This is a genomic window from Actinotalea soli (assembly GCF_017565425.1).
GTDB lineage: Bacteria > Actinomycetota > Actinomycetes > Actinomycetales > Cellulomonadaceae > Actinotalea > Actinotalea soli.
This window is the reverse complement of record NZ_JAGEMK010000004.1, coordinates 223,704-235,986: the sequence shown is the minus strand read 5'-3', so window position 1 is coordinate 235,986 and position 12,283 is coordinate 223,704. Positions and strand designations below refer to the sequence as shown.

The window sequence follows — 12,283 nt, the reverse complement described above, 5'->3', positions numbered from 1 at the left end:
GAGACAAGGACCTGACCATGCTGCGGAATCTCACCGGATGGCACGCGCTCATCATCTTGGCGATCGTCATCCTCATGTTCGGCGCCTCGAAGCTGCCGACCCTCGCCAAGAGCGTCGGGCAGTCGATGCGCATCCTCAAGACCGAGATCAGTGAGCCGGAACCCGTTGCGGCGACGGAGGCCGCTCCCGCCCCTGAGCGCTCGACGCCGTGACCGCCGCCGCCGCCGCGCCCCAGACGATGCCCCTGGCCTCGCACCTGCGTGAGGCCCGCACGCGCCTGATCCGCGCGGCGGTGGTGCTCGTCGCTGGGCTGGTCCTCGGCTTCTGGCTGAGCGACGCGATCCTGGACCTTCTGCGCGCACCGGTCGAGGAGCTCGCGCGCACCATGGACGCGAGCCTCAACTACGAGAGCGTCACCGGCGCCTTCGACCTCACCCTCAAGATCGCCCTGTACGCGGGGCTCGTCATGGCGAGCCCGGCACTGCTGTACGAGCTGCTGGCCTACGTGCTGCCGGGCCTGACCTGGCGGGAAAAGCAGTACACCTTGGGCTTCCTCACGGCGGGCGTGACCCTGTTCGCGGCGGGCTGCTGGGTGGGGGTGACGGCCTTCCCGCGGATGGTGACCATGCTCGCCGGGTTCGCCTCCCAGGAGGACTCGACCATCCTGGCGGCGGGGGAGTACGTGGACTTCGTCCTCAAGGTCGTCCTGGCCACGGGCCTGGCCTTCGTGGTCCCCGTGGGCCTGGTGCTGCTGAACGTCCTCGGGGTGCTGCCCGGCCGGACGATCGTGCGGGGGTGGCGCGTCGCGGTGATCACCATCGTCGTGTTCAGCGCGCTCATCACCCCGTCCGCGGACGTGCTCTCGATGTTCGTCATCGCCATCCCCATGGTGGGGCTCTACCTCGTCGCGGCCGTGGTCGCCCGCACGCGCGACGGCATCACCGCACGCCGCGCCCGCGCCCTCCTCGACAGCACACCGGACCAGGAGGTGGCCCCATGCTCGGCCTGACCGTCGACAAGCTCATCGTCATCACCGTGATCGCGGCCTTCGTCATCGGCCCCACCAGGCTGCCCGAGTACGCCCAGAGGCTGGCCCGCCTGGTGCGCGAGGGGCGGGCCTACGTCGAGGTGCTGCTGACCCGCGCGCAGGAGGAGCTGCAGGTGCCGCTCGACCGTGCGGGGTGGGACTCCCTGGACCCGCGGCAGTACGACCCACGGCGCATCGTGCGGGACGCATTGAGCGAGAGGGCTCCCGGGACGACGGCGGTGCGTGGGGACGGGGAGGGGGCCACCGCTCGCGCGGGAACGGAGCCGCGGGTGACCTTCGTCGTCACGGGGACCTCAGGGCATCCGCGACGGACGGTCGCTCCCGTGGTCGGCGTGACGGAGGAGGTGGAGCCCGTAGCCGGTACGCTGGGGACCGCGTCCGCGGTGGGTGACCGGCCCCCGCAGGCGACGCAGGGGACCTGACCGGTCCCTCGCGCCTGTAGCTCAGGGGATAGAGCACCGCTCTCCTAAAGCGGGTGTCGGCAGTTCGAATCTGCCCAGGCGCACAGGGTGTGTGTAGTACTTCGCCTGATGCTGGACGTATCGCCTTCGGTTGAACCTTGACGGTGCTTCGGCTGATGCTTGATGCTCTCTCGTTGCTGGAGGCTCGCGGGGCCCATCCGGGGTGGGGGGGCTCGGCGGATCGCGTTCGAGCTGGGTCGGCGCGGGCTGGTGGTCACCGAGTCGGCCGCCTACCGGGCGTTGCGCCGGGCGGGGATGATCGACGCGGTTGGTCGACGGCGCCGGGCCGAGCATTGGCGCCGGTGGGAGCGGGGCCGGGCGATGGAGCTGTGGCAGATGGACGTCGTGGGCGGCATCGGGCTGGCGGACGGGACCAGCGTGAAGTGTTTGACCGGGGTTGATGACCATTCCCGGTTCTGCGTGAGCGCGGTCCTGATGCCCCGGGGAGCGCACCCAGAAGGTCTGCGACGCCCTGAGCGCGGCGTTGGACCGCCATGGGTGTCCCGAGCAGATCCTGACCGACAACGGCAAGGTGTTCACCGGGCGGCTCAACCATCCGCCGACCGAGGTGCTCTTCGATGCGATCTGTCGGCGCAACGGCATCGAGCACCTGCTGACCGCGCCCAGGTCGCCCACGACCACGGGGAAGATCGAGCGGTTCCACCGCACGATGCGCGCCGAGCTGGTGACCGGGACGCTGTTCACCGACCTGGCCACCGCCCAGCGCGAGGTCGACGCCTGGGTCGCGCACTACAACCACGACCGACCGCACTACTCGTTGGACATGGCCACCCCCGCGTCCCGGTCCATCACCGAGCAGCGCCGCGAGCCGGTGAGCGTCCCGGACGGTCCGGGCCGGACTGGGTCGCGCGCAAGGTCGCGACCAACGGGGTGGTCTGCGTGTCCTGGCAGCAGGTCTCGGTCGGGGTTCACCGCGCCGGAGAGCGCTGCGACGTGCTCGTCAGGCCCGACACCCTGCAGTTCTGGATCGGCAACGAGCTCCTGCGCACCATCGCCCGCACCAGCACCGGACCCGTCCGCAACAAGCGACCCCTAGGAGGTTCCCTGACCAAGACCAGACGAGCAGACTGACGACATAGAGCGTCAAGCATCACCCGAAACAGAACCGTCAAGCATCAGGCGAAACCAAACAGGCGCACAAGGTGTTTGTGCACGTCAAGGGCCGCTTCGATGACTCGATCGCGCGGGCTGCGGTGTCCGTCACGGACCTCGTGGTCAGCGTGTGGTCAGCGGCTCGTCCCAGTAGGTGGACGGCCTGTCAAGAACAGGAACGGACGCTGGCGGACGCATGCCGCGGGGGAAGTCGGGAGGCGCCGCACTCCTACCCCTCCGTCCCGGGCTTTCGTGCGCCCCTTCCCGCCTTAAAGAGAGTCCATCGACCGCCCATGAACCCGACGCGCGCAGGCCCAGCGCGCCGGCGCACACGAAAGCCGAGATCGACGCGGGTATCGCTGCTACCGGTCGTTTGAGGGGTGACGCGTCAGGCTCCCTCACGGCAGGATGGCCGACGTGGACGAAGCTCAAGCGGTGATCCTGGGGGCCCAAATCGCAGGTGTCGTTGCGGTTACGGTCGCCATGGCGGGCATCGTCGGCCAGGGGCTCCTCGAGTGGCGGCGGCGTAAACACGAGGCGCTGCTCGCCGCTGAACAACGAAAGCACGAGTTGGCGGTCGCGCGCGCGAACCAGGACCATGCCCGGGCGGAGAAGCGCTACGACGACCTGAAGTCCGCTTACGTCCGCTTTGCTGCCGAGATGCGCCGCGTAGTGCTGCGGGCAGAGGGGTTCGAGCTAGACCAGTATCTTCGCGGGGACGATTACACGCCGGAACCGGACCCGTGGGACACCGAGGTCGAGGCCGAGCAGGCGCTGGCTGACCTCCGGCTGCTGGTCGACGACCAACTTTATGGAGCGGGCCGCGACTGGCTAGATCACTACTACATGCGGTACTGGCGGCCGGATCCTAGGTGCGCCACCCCCGACGTCGAGGGAGCAGAGGCGCGTTTCATAGCCGAGGCCAAGCGCCTCCTCGGCCTAGTGAGTTGACGGAGTAGTAGCGACAACTGTGCACCACCAAGGGCAGTGCCCAGGTCGCCGCGCTCGTGATGGCACATCGGCGCGAGCGTAGGACGGAGCTCCACTCGGCGGTGAATGAGCGCGCACAGCCCAATTCGTACTGGCGACGCGCCTTGCGCTTAGCGACTAATCGAGGATTGCGGTCCCCTGTGATCAGGGATCTGGGAAGCGCAACCTCAGCAAGCGTCTCATCTCAGCAATCATCGCTCCAGCCGACTCCTTCGACTCGGAATGGCTAGCGCCAGCCGCGCGTGCCATCTTCGCCGCAGCGCTGCGGTAGATGCCGTCCCACTCGTGGCCGAACCCTGTGTCGGGAATGTCTATCAGTAGCTTCCGCTCGTCGAGGTGAGCGCTCAGGTGCCCGGTTGGCCCGTTCTGAAGGTAGAAGCAATGCGCCTGTAGCATAGCGTCCACAATGCCAGCCTGTTTAGGCATCGCGAACCGCAGTGTAAAGGCGGTCTGAAACGGCCGCTCACAGCGGACGCTTAGATAAAGGAAGGTCTTGCTGGTGACACCTCGTCCCCATGCAATTGCTACGTCGCCTTCGTCGAAGTGTTCGTGTACTCGGATTAACTCCTTCACGCCTGGTCGGGCGGCAACATCGACCAGGATCGCGGGAATTAGGATTCCTTCACGCACCCCCGCGCCGGCGACGAGGCCTGCATCAAGAACTGGCGTGACATCTTGGGGCGACGCCGCGAAGCGCTTCACGATTGTTTGGATCCTCTGTTGATGAGGCCGGGAAAGTGGTGGTTGTAAGAGTTGCCCAAAGCGTCCTTCGCGACGAGCTCATACGCCTCGATGTTGAGGCCACGATCATTGAGTAGACCTGGCTTTGCCTCGAAGACTAGTTGGACGCTGACTGCGGACCTCGCTGACACGTCGAAAGGGGGGCGTGTCGCTTCGCCGCCCGGGTCGCCCAACGGGACCCCGCCTGGCTCTAATGCGAGGCGCATTAGAATACCCTCTCGCTGGTAGGCAATCCAAAGTTCTGCCGAGGAGACTGCTCCAGGTGAATCTGAGGGGTTATCGACAAGTAGTGTGAGGAAATAGGATCGTCCACCATCGAGCGACTCGTAGTACGAACGGCCGACGGTTAGATTGAACTTTGCTGCGCGACGCTTCTCCTGCTCTTCGGAGAGTTTCAGCGCCTTGCGGCTGTTCGCCAACGATTTCCCGGAGATGGCGACGCCGGCGAGCGCGATGATCGCGGCGACTGAGTTGATCTGCTCGCCCGCGTACTGGGAGCGGAACCACTCCATGACGGCTGGAAGCAGGTCACCCATGAAGTTCAGACTAGCGGCCGGTCCGGGTGTGGGGTCGAGAGTGGGGCTGCGGATAGGTACCTCTTGAGACTGCGCGACAGGGGCGTGATCCCCGCGCCGGACCTCGGCGTGTCCGGTGCCGGTCTGAGTGAGTGCGTCGACAGGAGTCAATCGGCGCCGTAGGCCCGCTCCCGGACCGCGCGTCCAGCTTCCCGCGCCTCCAGCTTCCCGCGCCTCCAGTCGGGGAATCGCAGGCAGCCGCTCCATTGCCCGCCACGTTGCCTCGGAGAACAGGTGCCCGTACAGGCCCATCGTCATGGTCGCGGTCGAGTGCCCGAGGATGGCCTGGACCGCCTTCACGTCCGCCCCGGCCGCGATCAGCAGCGACGCAGCGGTGTGCCGCATGTCGTGGATCGTCGTCCCTCGACGCCCGCTGGCTTCGTCGCGTCCAACCACCGCGACCGCGCACGGAAGTTATGTCTGTCCAGACACCACCCGTCGGGCTAGAGAACAGGTACCCGCCGGGCGCCGTCGCCCCGATCCGTTCCTGCACGTATCCGTCGAGCGCCGCTGGCATTGGCACCGTCCGCGTCTGTGCGTCTTCGTCGGCTCGAACACCGCCCCGCTCGTCCGCTTGAACTGCGTCGCCGCCCGGTGCACTCGCACGCCGAGTCCGTGCGGTGTCGCACGACGTCGTCGACGCACAGCGCGGCCATCTCCGAGCACCGGCAGCCGGTCAGCCCGAGGAACAGCACCACCGGCTGGCCACAGCTCTGGCATCGCCACCACGAGCCGGCCGAGCCGCTCGGCACGCAGCCAGCGAGGTTCGCGCTTGGTTCCGCCGCGGTGTAGGGAGACCATCCGGGCGATGTCTACGGTCAGCCGGGGGACTGCTGCAGGGTCGGTTGAGACCGGGTGAGTGGTGACCATGCCGCGAGAGCGGCGTTCTGGGCGGTGAAGGCGAGCTCGAACTCGACCGGGGTGAGTTTGCCGAGTGCGCGCTGGCGCCGGCGACGGTTGTAGGTGCGTTCGATCCAGAAGACGATCGCGTCGTGGAGCTCGTTGCGGGTGGCCCAGCGGCGGCGGTTGAGCAGGGCGTTCCAGGACTCCATGGCGGCGTTGTCGCCGGCGGACGCGATGCGTCCCATCGAACCCTCCAGCCCGGCCGCGGTCAGGACCGCCTGGAAGCTCCGCGCTCGGAACTGCGACCCTCTGTCCGAATGCACCACCACGACCCCCGTCGGGCCGCGCCGGGCGACGGCGGTGCGCAGCGCAGTGACGGCGAGCTGGGCGGTCATCCGCTCGTCGATCGCGTAGCCGACGATCCGGTTGCTGAACAGGTCCTTGATCGCGCAGCAGGAGACCGCGCTTCGCCGGTGGGGTGCTCGGTGATGTCGGTGACCCACACCTGGTCCGGCTCGGCGGCGGTGAAGTCGCGCTGGACGTGGTCGTCGTGGACCGCCGGACCCGGCGACTTCCCGGGCTCGCGGCGCCCCTTGCGGACCATCGCCGACCACAGGCGCTGCTGGGAGCACAGCCGCCAAACCCGCCGTTCGCCGGCGGCGTGGCCAGCGCGCTCGAGCTCTTCGGCCAGGCACCGGTAGCCGAACTCCGGGTCGTCACTATGGGCGTGGATCAGGGCGTTGGTGAGATAGGTGTCCTCCAGCTCTCGATCGCTGACCGGGGCGGCGAGCCAGGCGTCTTGCGCCTGTCTCGAGTGGTCCAGCACCCCGCAGGTCAGCCGCAGGGATCCCCTCGGCAGCCAGGTCACGGACCAGCGGGTAGCTCATTTCTGGGAATGAGCCGGCAGCGAAGTAGGCCGCCGCGCGGCGCAGGATCTTGTTCTCCTGCTCCAGCCGGCGCTTCTCACGGCGCGGCTAGACCAGCTTGTTCTGCACGCTGGTCGCCTGCCATCGACGACACGGTCGTCGATGTCGGCCTGGCGCACCCAGCGCCGCACCGACTCGACCGAGATGTCGAAGTCGGAGGCGACCTTGGCGTGGGTCAGATCGCCGCGACGGGCAGCCCGCACGATGTCACGCTTGAACTCAGGCGGAAGCTTCTTTGGCACAGCGACATCCTTCAGCGGGACCTCGTCCCGCAGGTGGAGTGTCAACCAGCCCTGCAGCAGTCCCCAACGACAGTTCTTCGCGAGCCAACCGGCGCGGGCGCGCCACCCTAGACCGACGCCACCTCGACCGGACCGGCAGCGGCCGTTGTCGAAGCAAGAGCGAAGCGTCCAGGCCACCTCTGGCAGCCGCTGCAACGGCGGTTGTCGCCGACACTCGTCCACCCACCGCCACCAACACACGCTGTGCGCAACTCGTGACACACACGAGCAACTGGGCGGCAGGACACCGGGCCGCACGGGAGGCACTCCGGGCGGGGCACACGCACCGGTCCTAGAACGGCTGCGAGGGTAGTGACGAGAGCAATCTTGTCCTCCCCATCGTCGGCGCGACGGCTGTCTGCTCACACGCGTCGGCACTGGCCAGAGCAGGGAACGGCTACCATCGTCCCATGAGAGCGCCAAGCAGACGCCGCCCTCTCCCCCGCAGCGTTGCGGAGGGTGTCGACCAGCGCGCGTTGGAGGACTGCGCCAGCGCGGTCGCATACGTCGGATCACCCGAACACAAGTCCTATCCTTCGTTCGCCGGTCCGCCTCGGCTGCGTTCGGACGCGAGCCGCTGCCCGAAACACTTGCACGACCAGGCGCTGATCAACAGTTGGTTGCGCGACGCCGTTCTTGCCGGGAACGTTAGTGAGGATCCCGCCGACGCCGGGTTTCCGCGATATGTTTGGGGTCAGCAAGACGGTACTTGGTTCGAAGCTCGACTAGTTAACTCAATTCAGGGAACGTACAAGGGTTACCCGCTGCACGACGATGAAGCCCCTCGGTTGTCCCATGGATAGCCAGATCGCGGCCGGTCTACACATCAACTGGGAGTGGCAGGCTGCGCCAAATGTGCGGGCACCCGAACTCGCAGCCACATGGTCCAGACTGACAATCACCGTAGATGATGTGATCGCGACGCTTGTCGAGGAGCGAGGCGCCTCCCACGGTGTCCGGAAGAGTCTCGACGTGCCGACGTACCCGTTGGCGGAGTGGCTTGCGTTAAACTGGTGGAACCTCAATACCATGGCGCACCGACCCGCCGACAACGGCGTTGAGCTTTCTAGGGCTGGCGATGGCTTCGCATGGCCGGAGATGACGTTGCGCACGGATCTTGGAACGGTCTGGATCGACATCCGACGGCGAGATCGCGACCCAGACTTCGTTCGCTTCCTGTCCGAAGGGCGGGCCGTTCTTGAGACGCAGGACGTGACGTCAGAGATCGCGCGCTTCATCGACGCGACGGCGCGACGGCTCGAAGACCAAAGCATCACCGGAACTTTGCTCCAACAAGAGTGGGCCGCCATCCAAGGTGCCGAGCCCGACGAGGTGGAGTTCTGTACCGTCGCTGCCGCGTGGGGCCTTGATCCATACAACACACCTCCCGACGACACTCAAGTGCTAATCGCCGCAGTTGACGCACTGGGCAACTCTGCGCTTGTTGCACAGCTTGCCAGGGCGGTGGAACTGTCGGATATTCGTGCGACCGAATCATGGCTTTTCGACGCTTCCAGGCGCATTAGAATGGGCGTTCGCGTTCCGCACAGTCGTGAGTCGCAAATGTCGCGTCTGGCCTACTCTCGTCCCTGGCTTGATGGATACGAGCACGCGGCTGCACTCCGGCGAGCCCTGGCGCCTGAACCAAGTAGGCCGGTAAGCATCGAAGACTTCGTCGGCATCACCGCCGTCGCTGGCCAGGCGCCCGCGATGCTCGCCGGACTCGTTGCGGTTGGCAATGACTCAGCGGGCGTGGTGCTACCCCAGGTTGGTCCTACAGCGACGAGGTTCGCGGCGGCAAGAGCACTGGGGCGCATGATGACTAGTCGCTCCGATGGGCTCTCGGTCATGACCCATTCGGGCAGGTATCTAGAGAAGGTCGAGCGGGCCTTCGCCGCTGAGTTCCTGGCACCTGCGGCGGGTATCAGCGAAATGGCCGCCGGCGACTACTCCGAGGCAGCAGTGAAGCGTATCGCAAAAAGGTTCCAGGTAAATCCTGTCGTGATTCAGCATCAGATCGACAACCAGATTCTGGCCGCCTAGGCCTAGATCTCCGGCTCGCGCACGCAGTTGGGCACTGGTGCGCACCGAGCGAGGTGCGAGGCACTGGATGAGAACTCGCCCTTGCTGGACGTGAGGTCGTTCAAAGGCGTACTCGAGGGCCACCGGCAGGTGTTGCGGGTTCGCGTACGGTACGCCTACGAAGCATCAACCCAACGTGCGATGCGACCTCTTGTGATGAGGAGGTCAGGAACATTAAGTCGGGGAGAATAGATGACGGCCTCTTGGCCGACGTGTTGGCGATGTGCTGTGTGTGCAATTTCGAAGGTCGCACAGCGGCCCCGCGCGTATAGCCGTTCGGTGATTCGAGGATCATTGTCGTAGGTCAACATCCAAGGAAAGGCCGCTTCAGCGAGCAGTTCGGCGAGCGCGACGTGATCGTCCGCGTCAAAGGCGTGCAGGTAGAGTCCCTCGCCTTGCACGAGGTAAGGTGGGTCGGCGTACACGAAGACATCGTCGGCGATACCTTGCAGGGCAGCAAGGAAATCCAGCCCTTCTTGCTCCGTGACGTATATCTCGTGTCGCATGTCGGCAATAGCCTGAATCCGCGCGCACAACGACTCACGGTTGAAGCGCGCGTCGATCTTCCATCGTCCGGACTGGTCAAATCCCCCGATGGGTCGCGCATCGAGGATGCCTGACCGGTTGGTCCGGTTGAGGTAGAACGTCGCGAAGCCCAACTCGAGGTCGTTGTGACCAGCCGGATGGCTGTAGATATCGCGCTGGACGTACCACTCGTCAATGTTGAGAGCTGCCGTCCGGACCAGGTCGCAGAACTCGTTGGGGTAGTCGAGCGCGCCACGCCAGAAGGCAGCAATTCCAGGGTTCAGATCGTTGAGATGGATGCTGGAGACAGTCCCGTCCTTCAGAAGATGCAGCGCCGCGCCGGCACCACCAGCGAAAGGCTCCGCGTACTGGCTTGGTCGGTGCTGTTGCGCCTCTATCAGGCGCTTCAAGTACGGCGCCAGACGCGCCTTGCCTCCTGGGTAGCGGAGTGGTGACAAATATCTCATGTTATTGGTCTGTTCCCCATGTGCATGTTCATGGCTACCAACACCGGTTGGTATCGCTCCGCCAGGATCAAGACTTCGTTCGGGGTGCGTCCGCTGTGGACGTCGTGAACCGCGTACTGGATCAAGCGGATGCTGTCCGGGCTGGTCTCGTGGAATGCCTTTCGCAACTGTGAAGTGGACTCGGCCTGCCCCAAGGCATCCGAAGCTTGTGGATCGACCTGCTTGATCGCAGTACGCAAGTTCTTGTCGAGGTGCCGTTCGGGCGTCTTGCCGTGGGACATGAGGAACTGATAGGTGGTGAGGTCGAGGATCACGCGTAAGAGAACGGAGGCGACTTCTGTCTGCCGCTGCACATTAAGCATCGAGGTCTGCCGGACTATCTCCTGTATACGATTGGTGAACTTGTCGAGAACGAGGCCGCGGAAGATATGGGCGAGAGGCGCGGTTGGGCGCAGGGGCCGTGAATCCCCGTTCGACCCGCCTAACAGCTCGCCTCCTGCACTGGCAGTGGCTGAGTCAAAGGTTCCCTTCGCGCGGGTGTCGCCACCTGAGCGGTCACCGGCACCGACGCCGCCCGCCGCGCTGGCGAAGCTCGACGCTGGCTCAGCGCCAAACTCTGCGGCGCGTACTGTCGCGCCCGGTAGGAGGTGTGCGTAGAGATCGAGGTAGTTCGCGAAGTCGGCGACCGTGTCCAGTTCCCGGGCCCATGTCTTGCCACTTTCGGCCTTGGGCTGAGCGAAGTCGTGCAGGACGGCTCGCACGATGGGCGCGGTGGCTTCGGCTCCGTGCGAGAACGTCATCCGTCCCGCGTCGAACTCGAGGCCCAGGCGTTCTCGCACAATCCCGCGGTCAACGAACCGTTGGATCATTGTGTAGCGCTCGGTCCGTACTGTTTCCAGGTCGGCTTGGATGTCGTGCTCGTCCTCGAGTTTGGTTGACACGAGCTCGATGAACGCCATTGCGCGCGACGCTGAGGCGGGGTTGTTCCGCGCTTTGCGGCGATCTTTCATCGCCGCTCCCCACTGGACGGTCCCTGCCCCTCCCGAGCCACCGGCATGCTTGCGATCGATCCATGGATCTGCGGCTGCCTCGGACGGCGCGATCGCGACCTGGATCTGAGTGGGCGCTGAGTAGGCGCTCTCGGCGACAAGGCGCCGAACCCTGGTCTGGTAGGTCTGCTCAATCTCGGCGTCTGCGGACAAGGTCGCTGGATCGTGCCAGATGCGCAGGCAGGTGAGTCGGCGGTTCCCCTCCATCGTGACGAACCGACCGCCCCTCTCGACCACGATCGGGAGATCCGCACTGTTCAGCTGCCCAGACTCCATGATGTCTCGGAGCAGTTGCAGGCACTGCTCGCCTGCCGTGACCATCATGAGATGGAGCGCGTCGTCCTGAGACTGTGCGTCGCGAGGGAAGCGCGAGTTGCGTAGGTCGAGGTCCAAGTCTTTAACTTCCACCGTGTCGAGTGGGAACGGCGGCTGCATAGGCTGCTTTGCTTGTTGCTCAGGCATGGAGAACCTCGATCTTGCCACTGTCTAGTCGTTTGAAGCGATGCGCGGGCATACGTACCGTATCGAGGCCAGGGCCTGTGTCGTTGGACTACGCGCTGAGCGAGGCACATGCGCTCCCGACGGCAGCTCCTGAAGTGCATCATGTGAGTTCCGGCTGCTGGCGTGTCAGTCGAGCGGCATCCCCGCAGCGTCTCTCCTATATCGATCATGGTGTGCGTCACTTCGCGGAGGTCCCCTACCGGCGTTCACCTCGAACGAGGACAGTCCAAGATCGTATCTTCCCGTTGGCGTTGTCAACGTACCGGCACCCAGAACCCCCGGAGCGCTGACGCTCGCGAGGGTCCCCGCGCGTCAGCGCGTCGCAGGTCTCGTCGCCATCGGGTCCGGACAGGTTCGATTGCCCGGGGCACGCCTGTCCTTGAACGGAAGGTTGCGAAGGTGGGCGACGGCCAGCGCAGTCAGCGCGTGGTCAGCACACCTCAAATTGGTGTTGCACGAACTACCCGCGTGTATTTCCGCAGGTGAGCGGGTCTCAAGCTAGCCACATGGAAGGACTAGGGCGCGTGTCGGTAGGTCGAATCTGCCCTGGGGGCAGGGTTCTGGCGACGGGCTCTTCGTCAGGGGATCCGTCCGCGACGGCAGGGCGCCCGGCACCTACGGCAGGGTGTCCCCGGGCGCACCGCCACTCGACGCCCTGCCCTGCGCCACGGCGCCCTCGCC

At 65.5% G+C, this 12,283-nt stretch carries 9 protein-coding genes, 1 tRNA gene and 2 pseudogenes; 7 read left to right on the top strand and 5 right to left on the bottom strand.

What is annotated here, in order from left to right; translation table 11 throughout:
* Nucleotides 1–17: 17 nt before the first annotated feature.
* The 6 genes and pseudogenes from tatA (at nt 18) to J4G33_RS10140 (ending at nt 3,573) form a co-directional block, all read left to right on the top strand.
* A complete protein-coding gene (gene tatA, locus J4G33_RS10165) occupies nt 18–212 on the top strand; it encodes a twin-arginine translocase TatA/TatE family subunit (protein WP_208055847.1) in 195 nt (64 codons plus the stop codon).
* Nucleotides 209–1,009, top strand: coding sequence for a twin-arginine translocase subunit TatC (gene tatC / locus J4G33_RS10160; protein ID WP_307793843.1), 801 nt, complete (start codon nt 209–211; stop codon nt 1,007–1,009). The genes tatA and tatC overlap by 4 nt, the downstream gene beginning before the upstream one ends.
* A complete protein-coding gene (locus J4G33_RS10155; protein WP_208055846.1) occupies nt 997–1,470 on the top strand; it encodes a twin-arginine translocase TatA/TatE family subunit in 474 nt (157 codons plus the stop codon). The genes tatC and J4G33_RS10155 overlap by 13 nt, the downstream gene beginning before the upstream one ends.
* 10 nt (nt 1,471–1,480) lie before the next feature.
* A tRNA-Arg gene (locus J4G33_RS10150) sits at nt 1,481–1,553 on the top strand.
* Between the two features lie 87 nt (nt 1,554–1,640).
* Nucleotides 1,641–2,601: pseudogene (locus J4G33_RS17150) on the top strand (integrase core domain-containing protein); the annotation flags it as partial.
* 429 nt (nt 2,602–3,030) lie between these two features.
* The gene (locus J4G33_RS10140) at nt 3,031–3,573 is read left to right on the top strand and encodes a hypothetical protein (protein WP_208055844.1); all 543 of its coding nucleotides are present in this window, start codon (nt 3,031–3,033) and stop codon (nt 3,571–3,573) included.
* Nucleotides 3,574–3,756: 183 nt separating this feature from the next.
* Here J4G33_RS10140 and J4G33_RS10135 read toward each other — a convergent pair whose 3' ends face one another.
* From J4G33_RS10135 to J4G33_RS10120, 3 genes and pseudogenes are all read right to left on the bottom strand, one after another.
* On the bottom strand, nt 3,757–4,314 hold the full coding sequence (locus J4G33_RS10135; protein WP_208055843.1) for a hypothetical protein: 558 nt from the start codon (nt 4,312–4,314) through the stop codon (nt 3,757–3,759).
* Nucleotides 4,311–5,324, bottom strand: a complete 1,014-nt coding sequence (locus tag J4G33_RS17940) for a tyrosine-type recombinase/integrase (protein ID WP_504740311.1) — start codon at nt 5,322–5,324, stop codon at nt 4,311–4,313. The genes J4G33_RS10135 and J4G33_RS17940 overlap by 4 nt, the downstream gene beginning before the upstream one ends.
* A 422-nt stretch (nt 5,325–5,746) precedes the next feature.
* Nucleotides 5,747–6,939: pseudogene (locus tag J4G33_RS10120) on the bottom strand (IS3 family transposase).
* An 834-nt stretch (nt 6,940–7,773) separates the two neighbouring features.
* Here J4G33_RS10120 and J4G33_RS10115 point away from each other — a divergent pair.
* Entirely contained in the window at nt 7,774–9,021 is a 1,248-nt protein-coding gene (locus J4G33_RS10115; RefSeq protein ID WP_208055842.1) for an ImmA/IrrE family metallo-endopeptidase, read from the top strand.
* 155 nt (nt 9,022–9,176) lie between these two features.
* Here the strand turns inward: J4G33_RS10115 and J4G33_RS10110 are convergent, their stop codons facing one another.
* Both J4G33_RS10110 and J4G33_RS10105 read right to left on the bottom strand, forming a co-directional pair.
* On the bottom strand, nt 9,177–10,052 hold the full coding sequence (locus J4G33_RS10110; RefSeq protein ID WP_208055841.1) for a DNA adenine methylase: 876 nt from the start codon (nt 10,050–10,052) through the stop codon (nt 9,177–9,179).
* Complete coding sequence (locus J4G33_RS10105; RefSeq protein WP_208055840.1) at nt 10,049–11,563, bottom strand: hypothetical protein; 1,515 nt, start codon at nt 11,561–11,563, stop codon at nt 10,049–10,051. Before J4G33_RS10105 ends, J4G33_RS10110 begins: the two co-directional genes overlap by 4 nt.
* Nucleotides 11,564–12,283: the final 720 nt, after the last annotated feature.